We start from the raw sequence: 26,962 nt of genomic DNA, 5'->3' as shown, positions 1-26,962 counted from the left end.
TAACAAACTAAGATTAAATTGTAAATTAATTTTTACATCTTAGCACTTATTTTTCTATTTTTTGATTTATTGCATATTCCTTATCCTTTAAAAGTTGCTTTTTTAATTCATCAATAGAATTAAATTTAACTTCATCTCTTATTCTGTTTATAAAATAAATTTTAACTATTTCATTATAAATTTTTTTATCAAAGTTCAAAATATGCGTTTCTACTGATAGCTTGCCACCTTCTACAGTAGGATTGTAACCTATGTTGGTTATAGCTCTGTAAAAGTTATTATCATACTCCGCTAAAGTATAGTACACCCCTCCCTTAGGAATGATATACTCTTTATTGTAATTTAAATTTACAGTTGGAAACCCAATAGTTCTCCCAAATTGTTTTCCCTTAATTACTTTCCCACTAATAGTGTGTGGTCGTCCTAAAAGCTCATCTGCTTTAGTGATATTACCCTCCGCTATTAGATGGCGTATTTTTGAACTACTTACAATTTCATGGTTAATACTAACGGCTTCACAAACATATAGTTTATATCCTAAAATACTACTATATGTTTTAAGCATTTCTACATCACCTAAATTTTTATATCCAAATCTATAATTAAAACCAACAACTATTCCCTTTGCATTATAAAACTTCACCATATTTTTTATGAACTCTTCCGGAGTTATCTTCATAAAATCTTTATTAAAATTAACTAAGTTAACAATATCAATACCAGTGTTTTTTAACAAATTTATTTTGGTGTCATTATCCATTATCAACTTTGGACAAATTTCCTTGTTAATAACAGACAATGGATGATTTTTAAAGGTACAAATCATACTTTTAGCATTATTTTCTTTTGCTAATACTACTGTTCTATTTACAAGAGACATATGCCCTAAATGGATGCCGTCAAAACTTCCTAAAGCAATGTACGTTGGTTCTTTAAGTTTTGTTTTAAAATTATCTTTTATAACTAACATTTTAATATACTCCTATATAAATGATTTTATTAGCTTAACACTATCATTACTTCTATGTGCAATTCCAACAAAGTCATTATCTTTATTATATATATTATATATTATATCAACTTCAAATTTGCGAGTTAGTGCTCTATCTTTTACTACAACACCATTTAATAAGAATTTAACAAATCTATCTTCTATGGTAATTTTACTATTGTTTTGAAAAATCTTTTCTATAGGCATAACATGTTTGTTTATGTTTTCCTCGTTTAAATCTTCAATATTTATAGCATCTTCAATATGAAATGGCCCTGTAGCAATTCTTTGTAAATTCCACATCATACCACCGCATTTTAATAATTGCCCAATATCATAACATAGACTTCTAATATATGTACCCTTAGAGCATTTAACCCTAAACTTTACGTAAGGTGTTTTAATATCAATAATATCTATATCATAAATTACTAAAGTCCTTGCTTCTCTCTCTATTTCTATTCCAGACCTTGCCAATTCATAAAGTTTTTTCCCATTAACCTTTAGAGCTGAGTACATAGGAGGAATTTGTTTTATTTCACCTATAAATGAATTAATAGCGCGAATAATTTCTTGTTCGGTTGCATTAACTTCACTTTCACTAAGAATCTTACCTTCTCTATCATATGTATCTGTAATAACTCCCAACTTTAATTCAGCTTCATAAATTTTAAAGTCACCCATTATATAGTCAATAGCCTTCGTTGCTTTTCCTATACAAACAGGTAAAACCCCGCTAGCCTCAGGATCTAGAGTGCCAGCGTGGCCTACTTTTTTTACATTGCTGATTTTTCTTATTTTACGTACTACATCAAAAGAAGTAATTCCGGTAGGTTTAAATACATTTAATATACCGTTCATTTCATCAACTCTTTTTCTAAAATTTCTATTAATTTAACTTTAATATCATCAAAATTTGCTTCTGCATAAAAACCTGAAGCTCTAATATGACCTCCACCACTAAAACCTTCTGCAATTTTACTAACATCTACTAAAGACTTAGATCTTAAACTTACTTTAACACCATTCTCAGCTTCTTTTATAAGAATAGTAACTTCAACGGTATCTATTGAATCACCAAAAGTAATAACATCTGATGTATCCGAGGACGCCAAATTGAATTTTCCAAGTACATTTTTAGATATATGCATAATACAGACTTTACCATTGAGTTCTACTGTCATATCACTAATAATTTCTCCATAAAATTTTATCTTTTCAAATTTCTTATTTTCAAAAATTTTTCTATGGATGTTACTGAAATCTATACCTGTATTTATAAGTTCACCAGCGATACCATGAGTTACTGCTGTGGTATTCGAATGTCTAAAGCAGCCTGTATCTGTAATTAAGGAAGTATACAAACATGTAGCTATTCCTTTGTCTAATTCTACATGGAGAAGTCTAAGAACTTCGTATGCAATTTCTCCCACTGCAGAAGATTTTGTATCGACAAAATTTAAATCTCCATATAAATCATTAGATAAATGATGATCTATATTTATTAATTCAAACTTTTTGTTTTGCATACATAAATTAGCATTAATTCTTTTAAAATCACCACAATCTAACACTATTACACATTCCGTATCCTTTAACGGCTGACTTGTTTCACCATTAATTTCATCAGAGCAAGGCAAAAATAAAAAAGTTTGCGGAATAACTTCTTTTGAAATTATATATACTTCCTTGTTTAATTTTCTAAGACCAATAAGCAGCGCTAATGCGCTACCAATTGAATCACCATCTGGTGAAGTATGAAAAGTTATAGCAATTTTTTTGAATAACTTAATTCTGGTAACAATATCATTAATCTTCATTGTTATCTTTTTCGTTGCCATCTTCCTCATTTATATCTTCATCATTCTTAGTTTTTTCTTTTATTTGATTAAAAATGCCTTCTAAATGTATTGCACGTTCTATAGTTTCATCTACCTCTATAATAACCTGAGGAACATGTCTTAACTTAACATGACTCCCTATTTCTTTTCTAATGAGACTAGTTGAACTTTTAAGTGCTTGAAGTGTTTCTTTCTTAGCATTTTTGTCACCAAATATACTAACATAAATTTTTGTATAGCTTAGGTCTTTTGTTGTGTCTACTTTTGTTACACTTACCATAGCACTTAATCTTGGATCCTTTATTTTGTTTTGAATTGTATTGCTTACATCTTTTTTAATTTCTTCATTTATTCTACCATTTCTATAACTAACCATACAATTCACTACTCCTTATACTTATATTAATTTTGGTTTTACTTCTTCCATTATGAATGCTTCAATAATGTCGCCTTCTTTAATATCATTGAATTTTTCTACACTTAATCCACATTCAAATCCAGCAGCGACCTCTTTTGCATCATCTTTAAATCTTTTTAAGGAAGCTAAAGTTGATTCAGTAATTACTATTCCATTTCTAAGTACTCGTACGCTACTGTTTCTCGTGATTTTACCGTTCAATACATAAGACCCTGCTATTGTTCCTACACTTGAAACTTTATATATTTGTCTTATTTCAACTCTACCTAAGACAACTTCTTTATATACAGGATCGAGCATTCCAACCATTGCATCTTTTATATCATCAAGAGCGTCATAAATTATTCTATAGGTTTTAATTTCTACATTTTCTTTCTCACCAATTAAAGAAGCATTATTATCTGGTCTTACATTAAACCCTATAATTATTGCGTTTGAAGCTGCTGCAAGTACAACATCTGTTTCTGTAATAGCGCCAACTCCAGAATGGATAACCCTTACTTTAACATTATCAGTAGATAATTTTTCGAGAGATTGTCTTACAGCTTCTACAGATCCTTGAACATCAGCTTTAACAATTACACCAAGTTCTTTAACAGATCCTTCTTGTATTTGGCTATATAGGTTTTCCATGGAAACTCTATTACTAGATTCAAAATGTTCTTCTCTTAAATTTGTTTTTCTAGTTTCTGCCATATTTCTTGCAGTTTTCTCATCTTTAACTACATTAAATCTATCTCCAGCTGCTGGAACTTCAGATAATCCAAGTATTTCTACTGGTATAGAAGGTCCTGCTGTCTTTATTTTGTTACCCTTATCATCAAACATTGCTCTTATTCTTCCATAAGTTGAACCAACAATTATAGAATCTCCAGCTTTTAGTGTACCATTTTGCACGAGTAAAGTAGCAAGTGGTCCGCGACCTTTGTCAAGTTTAGCTTCTACTACAGTTCCTTTTGCAAGTCTACTAGGGTTTGCTTTTAGCTCTAACATTTCTGCTGTAATCACTACCATTTCAAGCAAAGTATCTATACCCTCTTTAGTATGAGCTGATACTGGAACACAAATTGTGTCTCCGCCCCAATCTTCTGCTACAAGTCCATGTTCTGTTAATTCTTGCTTAACTTTATCAACATTAGCTCCTGGCCTATCTATCTTGTTTATAGCTACTATCATTGGTACCTTAGCCGCTTTACAGTGATTTATAGCTTCTTCAGTTTGTGGCATAATACCATCATCTGCAGCTACAACAAGTATAACTATATCTGTTATTTGGGCACCTCTTGCTCTCATTGCTGTGAAAGCTTCGTGACCAGGTGTATCTAAAAATGTAATTTTTTCACCATTAATATCGACAGTATATGCACCTATATGTTGTGTTATTCCGCCCGCTTCTGTTTCTGTAACTTTAGCTTTCCTAATACAGTCAAGTAGCGATGTCTTGCCGTGATCAACATGACCCATAACTGTAACAACTGCTGGTTTTTTGTCTGTATCTATTTCAACTTCAACATTTCCGAAGTCTTCTTCATCAGCAATTTTTCCTTCTTCTTCATCTTTTAGTACAGCAAGTGCACCATATTTTTCTATTACTTTTTCAGCTGTAGCGAAATCAATTTCTTGATTCATCCCAGCCATAACACCTATAAAAATAAGTTGTTTTATTACTTCTACATAAGGTCTCTTTAACGTATCAGCTAAGTCTTTAACTGTAATAGTACTTTTGATTACTACAACTTCATCATCTATTGCTTCAACGGCATTGTTTCCGCTTCCTAATTCATCTCTACCTTTTCTACCTCTTTTTCTAATAACAACTTTATTAGCATCTTCATTAGCTAAGTTTTCATAGTGTTCCACTGTTTCATTTTTATTATCCTTAAGTCCTGAATTTTCATCACTATAAAGTTCCTTTATTAACTCAGCATCTTCTTCCTCAATCACACTCATATGATTTTTGGCCTTTATACTAAACTCTTCTAATAGTACATTAATTAATTCTTTACTTGACACTTCTAACTCTTTTGCTAATTCATATATTCTGACTTTTGCCAAATCATTCACCCCCGAAATTTAATTTATTCATCATTTTCATTCCATAAGCTTAATAGCTTATTACTCATTTTTTTGTCATTTACGCACAAAACATTGATTTCTGCTCTACCTAAGCACTTGCCTAAAGTCTCATTGGATATTCCTTCTATAAGAGGTATAACCCTTTTGATAGCTAATCTTCTAAATTTATCTTTAGTATTGGTAGCGCTCTCCTCTGACAAAATTATGAGGGTCCCTCTCCCGTGTGATAGTGCATCTTCACATTGATTGTACCCTTCAATAAGTTTGCCTGCCTTTTTAGTTAAACCCAAAAATTGAAAAAATTTATTGTTCATGATTTACCTCATCCTCGTAATTTATCTTATCCCTTAGTTTACCATAAATTTCTTCACTTATTTTTCCACCTAAGTTTCGCTCTAATCTTTTTGTTTTAAAAGATTTTTCAAAGCATTCCATATTCTTACAAACATATGCGCCTCTACCTGGTTTTTTTCCTGTTAAGTCTATAGAAATTTCGCCTTCTTTGCTATGAACTATGCGTAATAATTCTTTTTTGCATTTCATTTCCATACAACCTGTGCACATGCGCTGAGGTATTTTTTTCACTTTCATAAAGCTATCACCTACTCTTCAGTAATGGTTTCAATTACTTTATTTTCATTTTCAATAACTTGAATATCTTCAATATCTTCAATATCTTCCATGTTATATTGGGCTTGTGTTCTACTTTTTATGTCAATTTTCCAACCTGTTAATCTCGCTGCCAATCTAACATTTTGACCTTCTTTTCCAATAGCTAATGATAATTGATTATCTTCCACTATAACTTTTGCAGATTTAGAAACTTCTTCAACTACTACATTCAATACTTTTGCAGGGCTTAGCGCATTTGAAATGTACTCTTCAGATTTCTTACTCCATTTAATAATATCAATTTTTTCATTTCTTAATTCATTAACTATATTTTGAACTCTGATACCTTTTGGCCCAACACAAGCTCCCATAGCATCAACATTCTCATCGTTTGAATATACCGCAATCTTAGTTCTTGATCCTGCTTCTCTTGAAATACTTTTTATTTCAACCACTCCACCAAAAACTTCTGGCACCTCTAATTCAAATAATCGTTTTACAAGACCTGGATGCGTTCTTGATACTCCTACTTGAGCACCTTTAGTAGTATTTTTAACTTCAACAATATATAGTTTCAACTTTTCATTAAAATTATATTCCTCGCCAGGCATTTGTTCATTAGCTCCAAGCACAGCTTCAATTTTACCTAAATCTATAAATACATTTCCTCTATCTTTCCTTATAACACTTCCTGTAATAATATCAAATTCTTTGGTTATAAATTCATTGTAAATTATATTTCTTTCAGCCTCTTTAATTCTTTGAATAACCACTTGTTTTGCAGCTTGTGCAGCTATTCTTCCAAATTTTCTTGGAGTAACTTCAATATCAACAGTATCATCAATTTGATATTTAGGGCTATATTCTTTAGCTCCTTCTAGTGATATTTCATTGGCATCCTCAAATACTTCTTCTACAACTGTTTTTTGACCATAAATATGTATTTCACCTGTTTCTCTATTCATTGACACTTTTACACTTTGGTTACTATTAGATAGAGTAGCAAAATTCTTCTTATATGCTGCAACTAATGCATCCTCAATAGTTTCAAAAAGTAAATCTTCACTGATTCCCTTTTGTTCTACAATTTCTCTCAATGCTTCAATAAATTCCTGATTCATTTTAACTTCCTCCTTACAGCACCGGTTTCAAACTCACAATGGAAATCTTTTCTTTCGGAATAGATATATTATTCCCATCATATTCAATTTCTATTTGCACATCCGAAAATCCTAATAAATTGCCTTCAATTTTTTTTGTTCCCTCATATAGACTATTTAAATTAATTAATACGTTTTGGCCTATATATTTTTTCAGATGATTGTCATCATATAAAATTCTCTCAATTCCTGGAGAGGAGACTTCTAAACAGTAACTATCAGTTATTAGATCTTCTACATCTAATATTTCACTTACAGCTCTACTTGTTTTTTCACAATCTTCTAACGATATCCCATTAGAACTATCTATATAAATCCTCAAGAAATTTTCTCCTGATTCTTTTACATACTCCAAATAATATAATTCGCAATTATTTTTTTCTGCTATTGGTTGAATTATTTTTCTAAGTTTTTGCAACAAGGCATTTTTCATTTTAACACCCTCCTTTTATAAAAATTTTCTACAATTATTACATAATTAATCGTAATATTATAATTAAAACGCAACCATGAGTTGCGTTTCAATAAATAGAGAGTAGGACGAGCCTACTCTCTTGAAATAAAATTACCAACGGTAACTAATATATATTATTCTATCATATAAAATTTGCTATTTCAAGGGTTAATTGCATTTAGCTAAAAAAACGACAACTGATTTGTATCAGGTAGTTCTTTTAAACACCCATGATTATCTAAGGACTCAATAACTGTTTTGGAAACCTTGCAGCGAATTCTCAAATCTTCTTTAGATATAAACTCCCCTTCAGGTCTTTCCAAAACTATGCTTTTAGCGGCATTTTCACCTACACCTTCAAGCCCGCTTAGTGGAGGCCTTATCGCGTCATCTTCAATTGTAAATTTAACTGCCTCAGACTTATAAAGATCTACATTTAATAATTTTATCCCTCTTTTATACATTTCAAAAGATAACTCCAGCGCTGTAAGAAGTCCTTTTTCTTTCATACCTATGTCCTTACCTAGAGCTGTTAGTTCATCCATTTTAGCACTTATAGCACTCTCACCTTTTACAATCAAATTAGCATCAAAGTCATCTGCTCTTATAGTAAAGAAAGTAGCATAGTATTCCTTTGGGTAATAAACCTTATAATATGCTATTCTTACCGCCATCATTACATATGCAACTGCATGTCCTTTAGGAAACATGTACTTTATCTTTTTACATGACCCTATATACCAATCTGGCACGTCATGCTCTCTCATTACTTTCTCATCGTCTTCCGTAAGCCCTTTACCTTTTCGTACCTTCTCCATGATAGTAAAAGCAGTCTTAGGTTCAAGATTTTTCTGCATTAGATAAACCATTATATCATCTCTTGTAGAAATACAATCTTTAAGTGTAGTAAATCCTTCTTTAATATAATATTGTGCATTATTAATCCATACGTCAGTACCATGAGAGAGTCCAGAAATTCTAACCAAGTCTGAAAAAGATTTAGGCTGTGTATCTAAAAGCATTTGTCTAACAAATTTCGTACCAAATTCTGGAACACCGTAACTTCCTACTTCACAGCCCAACTCTTTAATGGTGAGCCCCAGTGCCGCAGGAGATGTAAATAAACTTATTACACTCGGATCTGATAGTGGAATAGTTATAGGGTCGAGTCCAGTTAAATCTTGAAGCATTTTAAGCATTGTAGGATCATCATGTCCAAGAATATCCAGTTTCAATAGCCTTCCACTTATGGAATGATAATCAAAATGAGTTGTAATAATATCTGAATTTGGATCGTCAGCAGGGTGTTGTACTGGGCAAAAATTATGTATATCATTGTCACTTGGAACAACCATTATTCCACCTGGATGTTGCCCTGAGGTTCTCTTAACGCCAGTACACCCTAGCACAAGTCGTTCTATTTCAGCTTGAGGGACCATAACGTTTTTTTCTCCTAAATATTTTTTCACATAACCATAAGCAGTTTTGTCAGCAATTGTTCCAATTGTTCCAGCCTTAAAGGTATGCCCCTTTCCAAACAACACCTCTGTATACCTATGTATATCTGCTTGATTTTCACCTGAGAAATTCAAATCTATATCCGGTTCTTTATCTCCTTCAAACCCTAAAAAAGTTTCAAATGGAATATCATGACCATCTTTTTTATATAGTGCACCACAATTTGGGCACTCTTTATCAGGTAAATCAGCACCCGAACCAATAGATCCATCTAAAAAAAATTCGCTCTTTTTACAATCAGGACATACATAATGAGGTGGAAGCCCATTTACTTCTGTTATATTAGACATATTAGCTGCAAAAGAAGATCCAACTGAGCCTCTCGACCCTACTAAATAACCGTCAGCAATTGATTTTGCTACTAATTTTTCAGCTATTAAGTAAAGTACAGCATATCCATTATTTATAATAGAATTTAATTCCTTCTCCAATCTTTTTTCAACTACCTCTGGTAAGGAATCTCCATATATTGAATGAACTTTATCTGATGTCATCTTGCGGATGTCCTCTTCTGCACCTTCTATTTTAGGGGTATAAGTTCCATCTGGTATTGGTTTTATAACTTCTACCATTTCAGCAATTTTATTAGGATTACCAATTACAACTTCTCTGCATTTTTTTTCACCTAGATATGAAAATTCTTTTAACATTTCATTAGTAGTTTTAAAATATAGTGGCGGTTGATCATCTGCATCTGAAAAACCTTTGCCAGCCATTAAAATTTTTCTAAAAACTTCATCAGAAGCTTCTAAAAAATGTACATCACCTGTAGCAACTACAGGCAAATTATTTTTTTCTCCTATAGCACATATTTTTCTATTAATATCCATTAATTCACTTTCATCTTTTACTGTGCCATTTTTAATCATGAATTTATTATTTAGTAGAGGTTGTATTTCTAAATAATCATAGAACTTCACAATCTTCCTAATATCTTCTTCCGATTTTCCATGTAGAACTTCCTTATACACTTGCCCAGCTTCGCAGGCTGATCCTACTATAAGACCATCTCTATACTTCTCAATTAAGGTTTTAGGAAGCCTAGGTCTTCTATGAAAATGTTCTAAATTGGAAGCTGAAATAAGCTTGTAAAGATTTTTAAGACCTACTTGATTTTTTGCCAAAATAATCACATGATAAGTATTTGCCTTTTTTATATTAAAGTCACCTAAAAACTCTTTGTTTAAAGTATCTAAGTCAAAAATGTTATTTTCTTTAAGTAAACCAAAACAATGTAATAATATTTGCGCTGTGGCTTTAGCATCATCTACAGCTCTATGATGGTTCTCCAGGGTGATGCCCAAATGCTTAGCTACTACATTCAGCTTAAATGTTTTAAGGTCTGGAAGTAAATATTTAGCTAAAGGAATTGTATCCATAATTGCATTTTCAAACTTCAAATTCAACCTCTCTGAATTTTTTTTGATAAAAGATGTATCGAAGTCAGCATTATGGGCTACCACTACGCTACCACGTGCAAACTGTAAAAAATTAGGAAGCACTTCTTCAATAGAAGCAGAGCCTGCAACCATATCATTTGTAATTCCAGTTAGTTCAGTAATTTTATAAGGTATGTCTATCCCCGGATTTACAAATTCATTAAATCTATCTACTATTTTCCCATTTTCAACTTTAACTGCACCAATTTCAGTAATTCTATCATTTTCACTAGAAAGCCCTGTTGTTTCTAAATCAAAAACTACAAAACAATCATCTATATTTTCATTTTTACTATTAATAACAATTGGTACTCCATCGTCTACTAAATAGCCCTCTACACCATATATAACCTTTATTTTATTCTTTTTAGCTGCATCCATAGCTTCTGGAAAAGCTTGTACCACGCCATGGTCAGTTATCGCTACTGCGCAGTGCCCCCATTTAGCCGCTCTTTCTACAAGTTTAGCCGCAGGGCTTATCCCATCCATTGCACTCATTTGTGTATGCAAATGAAGTTCAACTCTTTTCTCCTGCGCAGTATCCATTCTTTCTATTTTCTTAAGTTTAATTATATCCCTAGCCATTACAACAACTTCTTTTGCGTAGGTATCATAACTTGCTTCTCCTCGCACCTTACAGAAAAGTCCCACTTTAATTTCGTCCATTATCTTTTCTACATCTTTAGGCTTTGGAAAACATTTCACTGTAATTGAACTTGAATAATCTGTAATATAGAATGTAATGATTATTCTACCCGTTTTTGTTTCAATTATTTTAATTTTAAAGATATCTCCACAGACACAGACTATTCCTGAAGCTTCATCTATCTCTCCTATCGCTATGGTCTCACTTTTTATATTTCTTCCCATTATAGTGTTTGCATCCGCTGCTTCATCTTTTCTGTAGCCCGGTTTGCTAAATTTATTTGTTTTATCATTATTTTGATTATTACTTTGAGGTTTGTCCTTCTTTTCTATATTAATATTTTTAATAATTTCTTTTATAATAACTTCATTTTCTTTTTCCTTTTTACCAAAATAATCTTCTTTAGAAAGTTTACTGTTATGTTCCAATTTCACTAATGAACTAACTCCAAACATATCATTTATAGTATCTTTTATAAGAATTTCTATGTTCTTATCTCTTAAAATTTTGCACATAAAATCATTTCCACACTGGATTTTTAGAGTGCCGTTTTCAATTATTCTAGAAGATTTAAGTAAACTATCCTTACTTGACGGCTGTGAGGTAGCTATTACATTTACAACATCTACCCAAAACTTATCTTTTATATCTTCTATAGTGGCATTTGACACATCTTTGTAGCAAATTAACTGTATATCCTCAAAACTACCTACTCGTTTTGAAATAATATTTTTGATTAGTAGCTTTTTATTATCATCTATATCCTCTAAAGATTTGATTAACACCCTTAATTTATTGCTTTTTTTAAGGTATTGAACTCTCAATACCTTAATATCAGCTGCTAATGTTTCTTCATTTAAGTTAAAATCATTTTTCAGCATTTCAGCTAAATTTACATTCATTAATATTCCTCCTGATAAGACATTTTAGGCACATGAAATCATCTCCTGGGTCGCTGCAACATCTTCGTAGAAGATGCATTAACGACTTCACAAGGAAATTTATACTCCAACTTAAGTTTTCTATTTGTTAGGGTAAGTAACTCCTACTTATAGAAGTAGGAGACTTTCCTTCTGAAATGTCGTTAAAATAACTTTGAATGTGCCTATAATTTATCTATCTCGCGAATAAGTTCTTCCACTAAATCTTCTTCTTTAACGGTTTTAATTATTTCACCTTTTTTAAATATGAGACCAACTCCGTTACCTCCGGCTATGCCAATATCAGCTTCTCTTGCTTCACCGGGGCCATTAACGATACATCCCATTATTGCAATCTTTATGTTCTTATTGCAACATTCTAATCTTTTTTCTACTTCATTTGCAATTTTAATAAGATTAATTTGAGTTCTACCACATGTTGGGCATGATACAAATTTAATTCCATCATCTATATACCCTAAGGATTTCAGGATTTCTATGCCGACTTTAACCTCGTCTACTACATCCCCCGTTAGTGACACCCTTATAGTATCTCCAATCCCCTCAGCTAAAAGCGCCCCAATACCTATACTTGATTTTATTGTCCCTCTCCATGTAGTTCCAGCCTCAGTAACACCGAGGTGTAGCGGATAATCTACTTTACCTGATAATAATTTGTAACTTTCAATCATCATGACCACATCTGACGATTTTATAGAAATAACTATGTCATAAAAATTAAAACTTTCAAGTATTTTAACATGTCTTAACGCACTTTCAACTAGTGCCTGCGCGCATACATGACCATACTTTTCAAGAATATCTTTTTCTAGTGATCCTGAATTCACACCAATTCTAATGGGAATGCCATTCTCTTTAGCTGCTTCTGCGACTAATTTTATTTTATCGCGGCTTCCAATATTACCTGGATTAATTCTTAATTTGGATATCCCGTTCTCAATAGATTTTAAAGCTAGCCTATAGTCAAAATGAATATCTGCCACAAGTGGTATGTGAATTCTTTTCACTATGTTCTTAACAGCCTCAGCCGCTTGCATATCTGGGACTGCGCATCTTACAATGTCACACCCTACCTTTTCTAGCTGAAGAATTTGATTTACTGTAGCTTCTACATCCCTTGTGTCTGTATTGGTCATCGACTGTACTGCTATCTTTGAATCTCCACCTATATACACATTTCCAACTCTAATCTTCTTCGTTTTGCGCTCCCTCATAGTCTTCATCTCCTAGAATTTTAGCGGACTAACTATATCCTTAATAACTACTAACACCATAAATGCCATTAAAAACATAAATCCAATGTAATTTATAGTTGCAACTTTATTATCATCTAATTTTTTACCTGATATTATTTCAAATAACAACATAAAAATCCATCCTCCATCTAGTGCTGGGAAAGGTATTATATTGAATATTCCTAATTGCACACTCATTAATGCAGTAAAATACATTAAGGTTGTAATTCCAGCTTGTGCCGCTTTTCCAGAAAATCTTATTATGCTTATTGGTCCTCCGACATCATTTGCTGAAACCTTCCCGTGGAATACGTTACCGAAAAATTCAAAAATTTGTTTTACAGTATTACCAATTTGATCAAATCCATAAATCACAGCTTTGCCAGGGTTCATTTTTTTCTCAACCATAGAAGGAGAGACTCCTACAAAAAATAATTTTTCTTTCACGTTCTTAATGGGTTTAAGGGTGATTTTTTCTACTTTTGAATTTCTTACTATTTCAATATCCATACTTTCACCTTTAGAAACAAAAATCTCATTTTGAACTTGATCCCATCTATCTATTTTAGTCTTATTAATCTTAGTAATTTCATCTCCAACTTGTATCCCAGCTTTCATGGCTGGACTATTAGGTACCAACTCCCCAATTATTGGTAATATGTATCCTTTAGACGCACCTACCATAGCAAATAAAACTACTGCCAATATTAAATTCATAATTGCTCCAGCAGAAACTATGCTTAGTTTTTGACCCGGGGTTTTATTTGTGAAAGATCTCGGATCATTACTTTCTCCATCTTCCCCTTCCATTTTAACATATCCTCCAATAGGAAATGCCTTAATCAAATACTCCGTTTCTTTTCCTTTAATTCCAAAGATTTTAGGTCCCATCCCTAAAGAAAATTCACTTACTTTTACTCCATTTAGCTTACATAGAATAAAATGACCTAATTCATGTATTATAATCAGAAGACTAAATGCTAACATAGCCATAATAAAGTATGGTATGTTTGCTATAATATTACTCATAATAATTTTCCTCCCTACTCTTTATCATAATTATTTCTTACATATTCTCTTACCTTTAAGTCAATTTCTAAAATTTCTTCTAAATCTGGATTAATATTATGCTCAAATTTATTCATGCATTTTTCTATAATATCTTCTATTATAAGATACTTAATTTTATAATCCAAAAATAATTCAACAGCTACTTCATTAGCAGCATTCATAATAGCAGGCATATTTCCGCTCATTTCACCTGCTTTATAGGCTAATTTAAGACATTTGAACGTATCCATATCCGGTTTTTCAAAAGTTAAATTACCCATATTATAAAAGTCCAATTTATCGATAACAGCATTATTTCTTTCAGGATAGTTTATAGCATATTGAATAGGAAGTCTCATGTCAGCAGAACTCATTTGTGCTATTACACTTGCATCCATGTATTCTACCATAGAATGTATTATACTTTGAGGATGAACTACCACTTGTATATTTTCGTAATCTACCCCAAATAACCAGTGTGCCTCTATAACCTCTAGGCCTTTATTCATAAGTGTTGAGGAGTCAATAGATATTTTTCTACCCATTTCCCATTTAGGATGTTTAAGCGCCTCTTCCGGTTTTATTTCTATTAATTGTTGCTTATTTTTGCCTCTAAACGGACCACCTGATGCGGTTATTATTATTTTGTTAACAGATTCCGACTTATTACCCTGTAGACATTGAAAAATAGCACCATGTTCTGAATCAACCGGTAAAATATTTACATGATTTTTTTTAGCAGCATCCATTACTAGTCCACCTGCTGCAACTAGTGTCTCTTTATTAGCTAAAGCAATATCCTTACCAGCATTAATTGCTTTCATAGTGGGAACTAAGCCTATCATACCCACAACTGCGGTTACTACAATATTAACTTCAGGTAGTGTACTTATATAATTTAGTCCCTCCAGTCCCTGCAATATTTTTGTTGAATATTTTTTTAGCATGCAATGTTTTTTAAGTTTTAATGAAGCCGCCTCGTCCATCATGGTAACATATTTAGGCTTAAATTCTTCTATGATGGGTATAATCTTCTCATAATTGGTGTTAGCAGAAATTCCCACAATAGTGAAATTTTCAATATCATTTCGAATAACATCTAAAGTTTGAGTTCCTATCGACCCAGTAACTCCTAAAATAGTAATCTTCTTCATGTACTCTCTCCATTCACGTAATTCTGTTATTTATACTTCAAAATCTTGTTTTTTCCTTTAATTTCACACTTATAAATTTACCTGTTTTTTTTAGTAAGCAATTCTTCTACAGCATATAATATAACATATTTATGTTCTAAAATAAAGTAACTAGTAATATTTACAAATATATGGGTAATTATTTCACATATATTATATAGTGCTCCTTTTGATTATATTCATTAATCAACGCAGATATTAATATAAAATATAACCCAATTATTATTTTAAAATTTTACGTAATAATAAAATCATATATTGCCAGTAATGCTAATTTACAACTAATTGTTTATCTGCATTCTGTTCAATATATGATTTTATTAATCACTAAAGTATATTAGATCATCTCCTGCGGAGGTGCACTATTAATTTCTTGTACCTTTAGTATATATGAATTTAAATTACTAATATAAATGTAATATAATAAAATGCTACCACAGACACAAATAGAATACTATCAAACCGATCTAAAACTCCACCATGTCCTGGAATAAGGCTACTGTAATCTTTGGCTCCTACAAATCTTTTTATAGATGACGCAATTAAATCTCCAAGTTGTCCGAAACTGCCACAAAGAACGCCAATTATAGCGTAATGATATAATTGAATAGGTACACCATATTTTGAAATAACATAGCCATAAATTGTACACCCTATAGTGCTGCCTAAAAGGCCTCCTATTGAGCCCTCAATTGTTTTATTAGGGCTAACTTTAGGGCAGAGCTTATGTTTGCCACCTTTACCTAAAAATCTTCCACAATAATAGGCTGACGTATCACAGACCCACGAGCAAATAAATATAATCCAAACTAAATATTGACCGTAGGTTTTATTGTTTATAAACACTATAAAACTAAAAAATACTGCCACATATAAAAATCCGAATATAGTGAGGGCCACATCAACAAAATTATATTTTGTATAAATCACCGGAATACATAATAGTAAAAGAATTGTTACTATTAAAATGTATACATTAAAACTTGCTGAAAAATCCTTGCTCATATTCAAGTAATATACTATACATAAAATATATCCTATAATTCCAATTGGCTTATAGTGTTTTTTTCTAGAAACTTTATAGAACTCATACATTCCAAAAAGCGAAAGTACCATTACACTATATTTTAAGTACTCTCCACCTAAAATTAAAAATATTATTAACGGAGCTAACATCAGTGCTCCTATATATCTATTATTCATAATTTTCTCCTCTATTTAACCTTTCCAAATCTTCTGTCTCTTTTTTGATAATTTAATATTGCACATTTCAATTGCTTCTCATGAAAATCCGGCCAATTAATATCTGAAAACCAAAGTTCTGAGTATGCACTCTGCCATAGTAAAAAATTACTTAATCTTAACTCCCCACTAGGTCTTATTATAAGGTCTGGGTCGGGCATTTCTTTTGTATACAAATACTTTGAAAATAAACCCTCAGTTATTTCATCTTCATATATTTTTTTATTCTTCAAATCTAAACAAATTTCTTTTACAGCATCTACTATTTCGTTTCTTCCTCCATAATTTAAAGCTAGATTTAAAATTAACCCCTTATTATTCTTTGTCCTTTCATAAGCAGAGTTTAATTCCGTTATGCAAATCTGTGGTAATTTTGATATGTTACCAATAGAATTGATAACAACATCATTGGCGTTCAATTCCTCGAACTCATTTTTTAAATATTCTACTAATAATTTCATTAGAGCGTCTACTTCTTGTAAAGGTCTATTCCAATTTTCAGTTGAAAATGCGTATAATGTTAAATATTTAACCCCTAATTTGTTGCACTCTTTTACAATTCTTCTTATTGCTTCTACTCCAGCCTTATGTCCAAGTGCTCTCGGCAAATTACGCTCCTTAGCCCATCTACCATTCCCATCCATTATAATTGCAATATGTTCAGGTATTCTCGACATATCTAACTCAATATTATTACTTGTACTTTTATTTTTTTTAAAAAAAGCGAATAATGTTTTCAATAAAATTCCCTCCTTTTTATTAGTTATATTATAATCTTAAATAGAACCTGCATAACTGCAGGTTCTATTTAAAATTATATATTAAACGGCCATTACTTCTTTTTCTTTAACCTCTATTAATGTATCTATTTCTTTAATAAATTTATCTGTTTCTTTTTGGATGATATCTTCTGATTTTTTAGCTTCATCCTCAGTAATTTCGGTGTTTTTTTTCAAAGCCTTAATTTTATCATTAGCATCTCGCCTAATAGATCTTATAGCTACCTTAGCATCTTCTCCTGTTTTCTTTACAGTTTTAATTAAAACTTTTCTTGTTTCTTCTGTAAGTTCAGGAATAATTAATCTAATTGCTGATCCATCACTTGATGGGTTTAATCCTAAATCGGATTTCAATATAGCTCTTTCTATATCTTTCATAGAAGATTTATCCCATGGCTGGATAAGTAATACTCTAGGTTCCGGTGCTGAAATGTTTGCTATTTGATTTAATGGCATAAGACTTCCATAACATTCAACATGAACCCTATCTAGCATTGTAGCATTTGCTCTCCCTGCTTTCATACCTGAAATCTCATGTTTAAAAACAGCAATAGTTTTATTCATTTTTTCATCAGCAATACTAATAATTTGTTTAATCATAGAATTCCCTCCATTTTATATTGATTCTTTAGTACAATCTGATACTAAAGTACCAATTTCTTCTCCTAAAATTGCTCTTTTTATATTTTCAGGATTATCTAGTCCAAAAACTAATATAGGTATATTATTGTCCATACATAATGATGTAGCCGTAGAATCCATAACTTGTAGACCTCTTTCAAGAACATTAAGATATGTAAGATTATCAAACTTCTTCGCATCATTATATTTATGAGGATCCTTATCGTAAACTCCATCTACTTTTTTAGCAAGCAAAATTACTTCAGCTTCTATTTCTGCCGCCCTAAGTGCCGCTGTTGTATCTGTTGAAAAATATGGATTGCCTGTACCAGCTGCGAATATAACAACCCTACCTTTTTCTAAATGCCTCATAGCTCTTCTTCTTATAAATGGTTCTGCTACCGCCTTCATTTCAATGGCAGTTTGTACTCTAGTATTTACGCCTATATTCTCCAAAGAGTCTTGAAGCGCTAATGCATTAATGCAAGTTGCCATCATTCCCATATAATCCGCAGTAGTCCTGTCCATGCCTTCACCACTTCTACCACGCCATATGTTTCCGCCTCCAACAACTATGCCTATCTCAACACCTAACTCAACCAATTCTTTTATTTGAAGTGCTATCTCATTTGTAATTTCAAAGTCTATTCCAAATCCTTTTTCACCAGCTAAAGCTTCTCCTGAAATCTTTAACATAACTCTTTTATATTTAGCAACCTCCATAAACATTATACCTCCAATTTATAGTATTACTTATTTTAAAAAAGAGAACACGTAGTGTTCTCTTTAATTGTTATTTACCCTGTACTTGTCTTTGAACTTCTTCAGCAAAGTTTTCTTCCTTCTTTTCTATGCCTTCTCCTCTTTCAAATCTCACATATCTTGTTATAGTTATGTCAGCACCAAGTTTTTTAGATTCTTCTTGAAGATATTTTTTAATAGTATAGTCAGCATTTTTAACCCAAACTTGTTCAAGCAAGCAAACTTCTTTATAATACTTATTTACTCTACCCATAACCATTTTTTCAATGATTTTTTCTGGTTTTCCTTCGTTTATTGCTTGTACTCTGTATATTTCTTTTTCTTTTTCTAAAGTTTCACTATCAACACAAGTGTTATCTAAGAATAAAGGACTAGTAGCTGCAATTTGCATTGCAACATCTTTAGCAATCGTAATTAATACATCATCTTGTTTTGCGCAAGCGAGTTCTACTAAAACACCTATTCTTCCGCCACCGTGAATATAGCTTTGAACTATACCATTTTCAATAGAAAACTTTTGAAATCTTCTTACAGACATGTTCTCGCCCAATTTTGCTATTAAAGCTGTTACGGCATCCGTAACAGTAATTGCTTCATCAGCTATGTATTTTTCAGAAACTAATTCATCAATAGTAGTTGAAGTAGTTTGTACTGCTTGCATTGTTATGTTTTTCGCTAAAGTAACAAAATCTTCATTATCAGCTACAAAATCCGTTTCGCAATTAACCTCTACAACAGATCCAACTTTCATGTCATCTGAAATATATGAGTTTACTAATCCTTCTGCAGCTATTCTTCCAGATTTTTTTGCAGCTGCTGCTAAACCTTTTTCTCTTAAAAGTTCAACCGCTTTTTCTATGTCACCCTCTGTTTCACTTAGAGCCCTTTTACAATCCATCATACCGGCTCCAGTTTTTTCTCTTAACTCTTTAACCATACTTGCACTAATCATTATTATTTCCTCCTATTCCTATCTAATTTAAAAGGTAAATGAAAGAATTAACTTTCACCTACCCCCCAACTGTTATATCAATAATTATATTATTAGATAAATATAGTTACTATTATTCAGCTAATTGTTCACCTTGTCTGCCTTCTATAATAGCATCAGCTAATCTTTCAGTTATTAATTTAACTGCTCTTATAGCATCATCATTACCTGGAATTACATAATCAACTTCATCTGGATCACAGTTTGTGTCAACTATTGCAACTACAGGAATTCCAAGAATTTTAGCTTCAGAAATCGCATTCTTTTCTTTTCTTGGATCTACAACAAATAGAGCTCCAATTTTATTTGCATCCATGCTTCTTATTCCGCCTAAATTCTTTTCTAGTTTTTCTCTTTCATTTAGAAGGTGACTAACTTCTTTTTTTGGAAGAACTTCAAATATTCCGTCTTCTTCCATTTTAAATAACTCTTCTAATCTTTGTATTCTTGTTTTAATTGTTTTAAAGTTTGTTAACATTCCACCTAACCATCTATTGTTTACAAAATGCATTCCTGCTCTTACTGATTCAAATTTAATAGCTTCTTGAGCTTGTTTTTTTGTTCCTACAAATAGAACATCCTTACCTTCTTCAGATACAGATTTTATGAAATCATATGCCTCATCTATTTTTCTAACTGTTTTTTGTAAATCGATAATGTATATACCATTTCTTTCTGTAAATATGTATGGTGCCATTTTAGGATTCCATCTTCTAGTTTGATGTCCGAAGTGAACACCTGCCTCTAATAATTGTTTCATTGAAATAACTGCCATTAATAATAACCTCCTTGGTTTTTACCTCCATCACCATCATCTTATTGAAGTCCAAATATCGGAACCCTTCCATAATCAAGCAATGTGTGTATTTTCTTACCTACATAGTATATCACAATGTGATAATGTATTCAATATTTTTTTTAATAAAATTGAAATACTTGTTTCATCTATATTTATATTTTAATAATTAAAAACAATTTAAGGCAGAACAAAATTGCTCTGCCTCAAATTATTTTATTTTTTTAAGCTCGTCAATTAGCTTCTCATTTAATATTTTGATATGAGTACCCTTCATTCCAAGTGATCTTGATTCTATTACTCCTGCACTTTCAAATTTTCTAAGTGCATTAACAATAACAGATCTAGTTATTCCAACTTTGTCTGCTATTCTAGATGCTACTAACAAGCCTTCAATTCCGTCTAATTCATTGAAAATATGTTGTACAGCTTCTAGTTCAGAATAAGATAGTGTTCCAATAGCAAGTTGCACTACTGCTTTTTTCCTTTCTTCTTCTTCTATCAAATCATTTTTAGCTCTCAAAATCTCAAGTCCAACTATAGTAGCACTATATTCAACTAAGACTAAATCATCATCTGTAAACTCTTTATCAAATCTAGCAAGTAAAAGAGTACCTAATCTCTCTCTGTTACCATTTATCGGTACTATGGTGGATAATTTATTTTCTATTGAGCATTCCCTATCATCTTGGAATACACAAATATTTTTATTCGTAAGATTAGCCCTTGTTTCGTTGACATTAAGCAAACTATTATTGTAATTTTCCGGAAATCTCATATTTTTTATAATTTCATCCTTTACGATTTCACATTCAAATCCGCTTGATAAATTATAACCCAATATTTTTCCTTTTCTGCTAATAATATATACATTACATTGCAATACATCGCTTAGCAAATTACAAATATCATCAAAAACTACTGGCTCCGTTCCTGATTTTTGCAATATTTTATTTAGCATTCTTGTTTTAGCTAATAGTGACACAATATTCCTCCTCATTTATGTTATAAAACACAATCTATATTATTTAATCCAATTCATAAATCTATCTTGCTTTAGCATAAGCAAAATTCAAAATATTTCAAATTTTTAGAATCGTTCCTTGTCCACTTAATACTATCACAACATTCATGCTATATCAACAGTGTTTTTTAAATTTCGACATTATATTTATTAAATTCTAGTAAATTTTTGACTTATTGTATAAATTTTACTTTTCCTCACTACTCTCTTCCCTATTTTCTTCGACTTTGTATTCCTTATGTTTACATTCTTTATTAGAACATTCCATATAATCGCCTTTAGTTTTACTATATCTTTTTAACATATATGTACCACACTCAGAACATTTTATTTCGGTAGGCTCAAACCAGCTTACAAAATCACATTCTGGATAATTACTGCATCCAAAAAATCTAGTTCCTTTCTTACTTCTTCTTTCTAAAATTTTCCCGCCACATTTAGGGCATGGAAGTTCTAGTTCTTTAGTAATTGCTTTTGTATTTTTGCATTCTGGGTAACCAGGGCATGCCATGAAATCACCAAATCTTCCATGTTTTATTACCATTAACTTGCCACATTTATCACATTCTACGTCTGTAACTTCATCTTCTATTGTGATTTTAGCTATCTCTTTTTCAGCAATTTCAATATCTTCTTTTAATGGTGTAAAAAATTCACTAACTATATTTTGCCACTTTTCCTGTCCTTGTTCTATATAATCTAAATTATTCTCCATTTGTGCTGTAAATTCAATATCCACTATCTGTTTAAAGTATTCACTTAAAATGTCATTCACAATATTTCCTATTTCTGTAACTTCTAAAATCTTTTGGTCTTTTTCTACATACTTTCTATTTAGAAGAGTTGTAATAATAGGTGCATAAGTACTAGGTCTTCCTATGCCATTTTCTTCTAATGTTTTTACAAGAGATGCCTCAGAAAATTTAGCAGGTGGCTGAGTAAAATGCTGCTTTCCTTCGGTTTTTTCACATTGCAGAATGTCTCCTTCATTCAATTCTGGAATTTTCAAAGTATTTTCTTCTTCATCTGGCTCTTCATCATAAATTTTTCTGAATCCATCGAAGGATACTTTAGACCCCGATGCCTTAAACACATAGTCTCCATTTACTATATCAATAGATATGGTATTTAGTAAACATGATTCCATTTGACTTGCTACATATCTATTCCAAATTAATTTATATAGTTTGTATTGTGGAGCTTTAAGAGTTTTTTTTGCTATCTCTGGCGTTATTTCAACATAAGAAGGTCTAACAGCTTCATGAGCATCTTGTATGTTTTTTTTACTTTTGTATATTCTAGGGGTACTCGGATAGTACTTCTCCCCATATTTACTCTCAATAAATTCTTTCGCATTTATTTGAGCTTCTTCAGCTATTCTAGTAGAATCAGTTCTCATATATGTAATTAATCCCACTGTTCCATGTCCTTCTATCTCCATACCTTCATATAATTGTTGCGCAATAGACATAGTTCTTTTAGTTGCAAAATTAAGTTTTCTATATGCATCTTGCTGCAATGTACTTGTTATGAATGGTGGTAATGGTTTTCTAGTCTTCGATGATTTCTTTATTTTGCTTATAATGAATTCTTTTTCCTTAAGTTCATTAATGACATTATCACTTTCTTCTTTAGAATTCATTTCAACTTTTTCTTTACCCTTAGAAGCTAATTTAACATTTAATTTCTGAGAATCTCCTTCTTTGTACAACTCGCATTCTATAGTCCAATACTCTTTGCTTATAAATTTTTCTATTTCCTTTTGTCTGTCACAGATTATTTTAAGTGTAACTGATTGAACTCGACCTGCACTAAGTCCCCATTTAACTTTTCTCCAAAGTATAGGACTAATTTCATATCCAACCAATCTATCAAGTATACGCCTTGCTTGTTGGGCATCCACAAGCGTCGCATTTATTACCCTTGGCGACTTTATAGCGTTTTTAACCGCTGTTTTGGTTATCTCATTGAATTCTATCCGACACTTATCTTTTTCATCTATTTTTAAGGCTTTTGCTAAATGCCAAGCTATAGCTTCACCCTCCCTATCAGGATCTGTTGCCAAATAAATCTTGTCGCTTTTTTTTGCTTCTTTTCTTAGTTTCGAAAGAAGTTCTCCCTTACCACGGATAGTTATATATTTAGGTTCATAATTATTTTCTATGTCAACCCCCAATTGGCTTTTTGGCAAATCTCTAACATGCCCCATGGACGCCTCAACTACATAACTACTTCCTAAATATTTTTTTATAGTTTTAGCTTTAGCCGGCGACTCAACTATAACAAGTTTTTGTCCCATCTTATCCCCTCCATCAATGTATTCTAATATAGTTAATATATATTTACTTATATTTTGTCATTTACTTTTACATAATAGTTTCCTGATAGACATAATATTTCATTTTTAATCTGCATTTCAAATAATACCTCATATAATTGTTTTATGTCAATGTTAGTTATTCTAATAATATCGTTTATATGTAGTGGACTATCATTTATAATGCTATATATCTTTTTGTTAATTTGACTATTAAAAGACCGCACAGTGGTTTTTTTTTGATTCTTCATCTCTATCCCCATTAAATTAAATATATCATCAGAACAAGTCATAGGGTATGCTCCATCCTTAATTAATTTATTGGTTCCTTTGCTTTCATATGAAAATATAGAGCCTGGCACAGCCATAACATCTTTGCCTTGTTCGAGTGCTAAATTTGCAGTAATTAAAGATCCACTTTTTTCACCAGCCTCTATTACAATAATAATATCACCGAGAGCGCTTATTATTCTATTCCTTTGGGGAAAGTTGTAAGCATGTGGTGGTGTTCCTGGTAAAAACTCTGAAATAACAGCACCTTTTTCAATTATCTCATTGAAAATTTTAAGATTTTCTTTTGGGTATACTATATCTAACCCTGAACCTAAAACTGCACAAGTATAGCCTTCGCCTTCTAAACAACTTTCATGGGCAAAAGTGTCAATGCCCTTAGCCATTCCGCTAATAATGTTAATATTATTAGCACATAAATCCGAGCATATAATTTTAGTAACATCCTTACCATAATTTGAATACTTCCTCGAACCAACTATAGAAATATTGAATCCATCCTCTAATGGCAATATGTTTCCTTTATAAAATAACGCAAATGGTGCATCATCATAATTTTTTAATTTTTTAGGATATTCCTCTTCTAAATAAGTAACTGATTTTATTTCATTAACCTCTAATTTTTTTTTTACCTTATCAATTTCACCCTCATTCCAAGCATCTGTAAGTACGTCAATTAAATTATTTTTAAAATATTCTGTTTTTTTATTATGTACACCATAATACCATATTTTTTCTGTATTATGAAAATCATTTATTAATTTCAGTTTATTTTTAGGGGATAATTTAATTAAAGAAAACCATATATCATAGTCATTCATTTTTTTCACTCTACCTCCACTAACTTAAATTTATTTTTTTATATTACCAATTAAATCATCTCCTGCGGAGCTGAAACATCTTCACAGAAGATGCATTGACGACTTCAGAAGGAGATTTACACTCCCACTGAAGTTTTCTCTTTGTTATAGTATGGAACTCCCACTTATAGAAGTGGGAGACTTCCCTTCTGAAATGTCGTTAAACTATCTTTTCATCTATAAATTTTCTATATTGCATAGCTTCAATTATATGTTTATCTAAGATATTCTCACTTTCATCTAAATCTGCAATAGTCCTTGCTACCTTAAGAATTCTAGAATAAGCTCTTGTGCTTAGAGTAAATTTATTATACATTAATTCCATGATTTTACTAGCTTTATTATCTAAATGGCAGTACCTTTTAATTAGCTTTTGGCTCATCTCTGCATTACAGTGAATTTCTTCCGTTCTAAATCTTTTTTCTTGAATATCTCTTGCTACCTCTACTCTTTTTTTAATAACATTAGATTTTTCACTACTTTTCCCACTAGCTATTTTATTATAAGGCAGAGCATTTACTGCTGTAAATATATCAATGCGGTCTAGAAGTGGGCCTGATAGTTTACTCAAATACCTTCTTCTTTCATAATCACTACAACTACATCGCTTCTCATAAGATCCGTAATATCCACAAGGACATGGATTTAAGGCACTTACAAACATAAAGTTTGATGGATATTCTACAGTTCCATTTATTCTTGAAATATTAATTTTTCTATCCTCTAAAGGTTGCCTTAGTATTTCTATTACATTTTTTTTAAATTCTAATATTTCATCTAAAAACAATACTCCTTTATGCGCTAAAGAGATTTCTCCAGGTATTAACTTATTTCCACCACCAACCAAAGCAATTCGTGATATAGTATGATGCGGACTCCTAAAAGGTCTTTGCAGAATAATCCCTCCATTATCACCAAGATTTCCAGAAACACTATAAATTTTAGTAACCTCAAGTGATTCCTCTTGACTTAAAGATGGTAGTATAGTAGGAATTCTCTTAGCCATCATGGATTTACCTGAACCAGGTGGACCATACATAAGTAAATTATGATTTCCTGCAGCTGCTACTTCAATAGCACGTTTTGAGCTTTCTTGTCCCATAACGTCTTCATAATCTAACTCTTCATTTATTAATATTTCTAAATCATTGCACTGCTTATAAGGCAACAAGTCCTTATAAGTTAAAAAACTCACTACTTGATTTAAATTATCTAAAGGAAATATCTTTGCAGATTTAACAAGACTACATTCTTTTGCGTTGTTACTAGGAACAATAAATTTTTCAATTCCGTTTTCTATTCCTTCCATAACCACAGGTAATGAGCCTCTTACTTTTCTTAACTTTCCAGACAAAGATAATTCTCCGATAAAAAGATAATCGTTAATATCATTAACAATAATTTGTTTAGTTGCCAGAAGTATCCCTATAGCTATAGGCAAATCAAATAGAGACCCTTCTTTTTTTAAATCTGCTGGTGCTAAATTTATAGTTATTCTATTTACTGGAAAATCAAACCCTGAGTTTAGTATTGCAGAACGTACTCGCTCTTTTGATTCTTTAACTGCAATATCTGCAAGTCCAACAATGTTTAAAGCAGGCAACCCTCGAGTGATATCAATTTCAACAGTAACTATAACCCCTTTAATTCCTGTAAAAGCAGCAGACATAATTTGTATTGCCATATTATCACCTTAACCTTTATT

At 31.5% G+C, this 26,962-nt stretch carries 23 protein-coding genes; all 23 read right to left on the bottom strand.

The window, feature by feature from the left end:
• Positions 1–46: 46 nt before the first annotated feature.
• Entirely contained in the window at positions 47–970 is a 924-nt protein-coding gene (locus KTC94_RS01230) for a bifunctional riboflavin kinase/FAD synthetase (RefSeq protein ID WP_220285890.1), read from the bottom strand.
• A gap of 12 nt (positions 971–982) precedes the next feature.
• Positions 983–1,852, bottom strand: coding sequence for a tRNA pseudouridine(55) synthase TruB (gene truB, locus KTC94_RS01225; RefSeq protein ID WP_220285891.1), 870 nt, complete (start codon positions 1,850–1,852; stop codon positions 983–985).
• A complete protein-coding gene (locus tag KTC94_RS01220; protein ID WP_220286021.1) occupies positions 1,849–2,811 on the bottom strand; it encodes a bifunctional oligoribonuclease/PAP phosphatase NrnA in 963 nt (320 codons plus the stop codon). The genes truB and KTC94_RS01220 overlap by 4 nt, the downstream gene beginning before the upstream one ends.
• Entirely contained in the window at positions 2,801–3,208 is a 408-nt protein-coding gene (rbfA, locus tag KTC94_RS01215; protein ID WP_216303080.1) for a 30S ribosome-binding factor RbfA, read from the bottom strand. The genes KTC94_RS01220 and rbfA overlap by 11 nt, the downstream gene beginning before the upstream one ends.
• A 21-nt stretch (positions 3,209–3,229) precedes the next feature.
• Positions 3,230–5,305: a translation initiation factor IF-2 gene (infB, locus tag KTC94_RS01210; protein ID WP_216303082.1), complete on the bottom strand. Its 2,076-nt coding sequence runs from the start codon at positions 5,303–5,305 to the stop codon at positions 3,230–3,232.
• 23 nt (positions 5,306–5,328) lie between these two features.
• The gene (locus tag KTC94_RS01205) at positions 5,329–5,643 is read right to left on the bottom strand and encodes a ribosomal L7Ae/L30e/S12e/Gadd45 family protein (RefSeq protein WP_187351404.1); all 315 of its coding nucleotides are present in this window, start codon (positions 5,641–5,643) and stop codon (positions 5,329–5,331) included.
• On the bottom strand, positions 5,630–5,917 hold the full coding sequence (gene rnpM, locus KTC94_RS01200) for an RNase P modulator RnpM (RefSeq protein ID WP_216303083.1): 288 nt from the start codon (positions 5,915–5,917) through the stop codon (positions 5,630–5,632). The genes KTC94_RS01205 and rnpM overlap by 14 nt, the downstream gene beginning before the upstream one ends.
• Before the next feature lie 11 nt (positions 5,918–5,928).
• On the bottom strand, positions 5,929–7,059 hold the full coding sequence (gene nusA, locus KTC94_RS01195) for a transcription termination factor NusA (protein WP_220285892.1): 1,131 nt from the start codon (positions 7,057–7,059) through the stop codon (positions 5,929–5,931).
• Between the two features lie 13 nt (positions 7,060–7,072).
• Entirely contained in the window at positions 7,073–7,531 is a 459-nt protein-coding gene (gene rimP, locus KTC94_RS01190) for a ribosome maturation factor RimP (protein ID WP_216303085.1), read from the bottom strand.
• Between the two features lie 203 nt (positions 7,532–7,734).
• Positions 7,735–12,057, bottom strand: coding sequence for a PolC-type DNA polymerase III (locus KTC94_RS01185; RefSeq protein ID WP_220285893.1), 4,323 nt, complete (start codon positions 12,055–12,057; stop codon positions 7,735–7,737).
• A 203-nt stretch (positions 12,058–12,260) separates the two neighbouring features.
• On the bottom strand, positions 12,261–13,310 hold the full coding sequence (ispG, locus tag KTC94_RS01180; RefSeq protein WP_216303087.1) for a flavodoxin-dependent (E)-4-hydroxy-3-methylbut-2-enyl-diphosphate synthase: 1,050 nt from the start codon (positions 13,308–13,310) through the stop codon (positions 12,261–12,263).
• A gap of 12 nt (positions 13,311–13,322) precedes the next feature.
• Positions 13,323–14,360 (bottom strand): RIP metalloprotease RseP, encoded by a 1,038-nt coding sequence (gene rseP / locus KTC94_RS01175; RefSeq protein ID WP_216303088.1) that lies wholly within the window; start codon positions 14,358–14,360, stop codon positions 13,323–13,325.
• Positions 14,361–14,374: 14 nt separating this feature from the next.
• Positions 14,375–15,535 (bottom strand): 1-deoxy-D-xylulose-5-phosphate reductoisomerase, encoded by a 1,161-nt coding sequence (gene dxr / locus KTC94_RS01170; RefSeq protein WP_220285894.1) that lies wholly within the window; start codon positions 15,533–15,535, stop codon positions 14,375–14,377.
• 435 nt (positions 15,536–15,970) lie between these two features.
• Positions 15,971–16,777, bottom strand: a complete 807-nt coding sequence (locus KTC94_RS01165) for a phosphatidate cytidylyltransferase (RefSeq protein WP_216303091.1) — start codon at positions 16,775–16,777, stop codon at positions 15,971–15,973.
• Between the two features lie 11 nt (positions 16,778–16,788).
• The gene (locus KTC94_RS01160) at positions 16,789–17,493 is read right to left on the bottom strand and encodes an isoprenyl transferase (protein WP_253198183.1); all 705 of its coding nucleotides are present in this window, start codon (positions 17,491–17,493) and stop codon (positions 16,789–16,791) included.
• A 144-nt stretch (positions 17,494–17,637) separates the two neighbouring features.
• The gene (gene frr, locus KTC94_RS01155) at positions 17,638–18,195 is read right to left on the bottom strand and encodes a ribosome recycling factor (protein WP_216303094.1); all 558 of its coding nucleotides are present in this window, start codon (positions 18,193–18,195) and stop codon (positions 17,638–17,640) included.
• Positions 18,196–18,210: 15 nt separating this feature from the next.
• Positions 18,211–18,939: a UMP kinase gene (gene pyrH, locus KTC94_RS01150; RefSeq protein WP_216303097.1), complete on the bottom strand. Its 729-nt coding sequence runs from the start codon at positions 18,937–18,939 to the stop codon at positions 18,211–18,213.
• 70 nt (positions 18,940–19,009) lie between these two features.
• Positions 19,010–19,930 carry a translation elongation factor Ts gene (tsf, locus tag KTC94_RS01145; protein ID WP_220285896.1) on the bottom strand — a complete coding sequence of 307 codons (921 nt, stop codon included), beginning with the start codon at positions 19,928–19,930 and terminating at the stop codon, positions 19,010–19,012.
• A gap of 112 nt (positions 19,931–20,042) precedes the next feature.
• Positions 20,043–20,744: a 30S ribosomal protein S2 gene (gene rpsB / locus KTC94_RS01140; protein WP_165412164.1), complete on the bottom strand. Its 702-nt coding sequence runs from the start codon at positions 20,742–20,744 to the stop codon at positions 20,043–20,045.
• A gap of 232 nt (positions 20,745–20,976) precedes the next feature.
• A complete protein-coding gene (gene codY / locus KTC94_RS01135; protein ID WP_165414693.1) occupies positions 20,977–21,753 on the bottom strand; it encodes a GTP-sensing pleiotropic transcriptional regulator CodY in 777 nt (258 codons plus the stop codon).
• A 223-nt stretch (positions 21,754–21,976) separates the two neighbouring features.
• On the bottom strand, positions 21,977–24,088 hold the full coding sequence (gene topA / locus KTC94_RS01130) for a type I DNA topoisomerase (protein ID WP_216303099.1): 2,112 nt from the start codon (positions 24,086–24,088) through the stop codon (positions 21,977–21,979).
• Positions 24,089–24,135: 47 nt separating this feature from the next.
• On the bottom strand, positions 24,136–25,218 hold the full coding sequence (gene dprA / locus KTC94_RS01125) for a DNA-processing protein DprA (protein WP_216303115.1): 1,083 nt from the start codon (positions 25,216–25,218) through the stop codon (positions 24,136–24,138).
• A gap of 199 nt (positions 25,219–25,417) precedes the next feature.
• On the bottom strand, positions 25,418–26,941 hold the full coding sequence (locus KTC94_RS01120) for a YifB family Mg chelatase-like AAA ATPase (protein ID WP_220285897.1): 1,524 nt from the start codon (positions 26,939–26,941) through the stop codon (positions 25,418–25,420).
• Positions 26,942–26,962 lie beyond the last annotated feature (21 nt).

This window comes from Clostridium sp. CM028 (assembly GCF_030585565.1).
Lineage (GTDB): Bacteria > Bacillota > Clostridia > Clostridiales > Clostridiaceae > Clostridium_AD > Clostridium_AD estertheticum_B.
This window is presented reverse-complemented; position numbering and strand designations above follow the sequence as displayed.

Excerpts from the sequence above, each read along its gene's own strand:
- KTC94_RS01230 (WP_220285890.1), bottom strand. The coding sequence starts at position 970 with ATGTTAGTTATAAAAGATAATTTTAAAACAAAACTTAAAGAACCAACG.
- truB (WP_220285891.1), bottom strand. The coding sequence starts at position 1,852 with ATGAACGGTATATTAAATGTATTTAAACCTACCGGAATTACTTCTTTT.
- KTC94_RS01220 (WP_220286021.1), bottom strand. The coding sequence starts at position 2,811 with ATGAAGATTAATGATATTGTTACCAGAATTAAGTTATTCAAAAAAATT.
- rbfA (WP_216303080.1), bottom strand. The coding sequence starts at position 3,208 with ATGGTTAGTTATAGAAATGGTAGAATAAATGAAGAAATTAAAAAAGAT.
- rnpM (WP_216303083.1), bottom strand. The coding sequence starts at position 5,917 with ATGAAAGTGAAAAAAATACCTCAGCGCATGTGCACAGGTTGTATGGAA.
- nusA (WP_220285892.1), bottom strand. The coding sequence starts at position 7,059 with ATGAATCAGGAATTTATTGAAGCATTGAGAGAAATTGTAGAACAAAAG.
- rimP (WP_216303085.1), bottom strand. The coding sequence starts at position 7,531 with ATGAAAAATGCCTTGTTGCAAAAACTTAGAAAAATAATTCAACCAATA.
- KTC94_RS01185 (WP_220285893.1), bottom strand. The coding sequence starts at position 12,057 with ATGAATGTAAATTTAGCTGAAATGCTGAAAAATGATTTTAACTTAAAT.
- ispG (WP_216303087.1), bottom strand. The coding sequence starts at position 13,310 with ATGAGGGAGCGCAAAACGAAGAAGATTAGAGTTGGAAATGTGTATATA.
- rseP (WP_216303088.1), bottom strand. The coding sequence starts at position 14,360 with ATGAGTAATATTATAGCAAACATACCATACTTTATTATGGCTATGTTA.
- dxr (WP_220285894.1), bottom strand. The coding sequence starts at position 15,535 with ATGAAGAAGATTACTATTTTAGGAGTTACTGGGTCGATAGGAACTCAA.
- KTC94_RS01165 (WP_216303091.1), bottom strand. The coding sequence starts at position 16,777 with ATGAATAATAGATATATAGGAGCACTGATGTTAGCTCCGTTAATAATA.
- KTC94_RS01160 (WP_253198183.1), bottom strand. The coding sequence starts at position 17,493 with ATGTCGAGAATACCTGAACATATTGCAATTATAATGGATGGGAATGGT.
- frr (WP_216303094.1), bottom strand. The coding sequence starts at position 18,195 with ATGATTAAACAAATTATTAGTATTGCTGATGAAAAAATGAATAAAACT.
- pyrH (WP_216303097.1), bottom strand. The coding sequence starts at position 18,939 with ATGGAGGTTGCTAAATATAAAAGAGTTATGTTAAAGATTTCAGGAGAA.
- tsf (WP_220285896.1), bottom strand. The coding sequence starts at position 19,930 with ATGATTAGTGCAAGTATGGTTAAAGAGTTAAGAGAAAAAACTGGAGCC.
- rpsB (WP_165412164.1), bottom strand. The coding sequence starts at position 20,744 with ATGGCAGTTATTTCAATGAAACAATTATTAGAGGCAGGTGTTCACTTC.
- topA (WP_216303099.1), bottom strand. The coding sequence starts at position 24,088 with ATGGGACAAAAACTTGTTATAGTTGAGTCGCCGGCTAAAGCTAAAACT.
- dprA (WP_216303115.1), bottom strand. The coding sequence starts at position 25,218 with ATGAATGACTATGATATATGGTTTTCTTTAATTAAATTATCCCCTAAA.
- KTC94_RS01120 (WP_220285897.1), bottom strand. The coding sequence starts at position 26,941 with ATGGCAATACAAATTATGTCTGCTGCTTTTACAGGAATTAAAGGGGTT.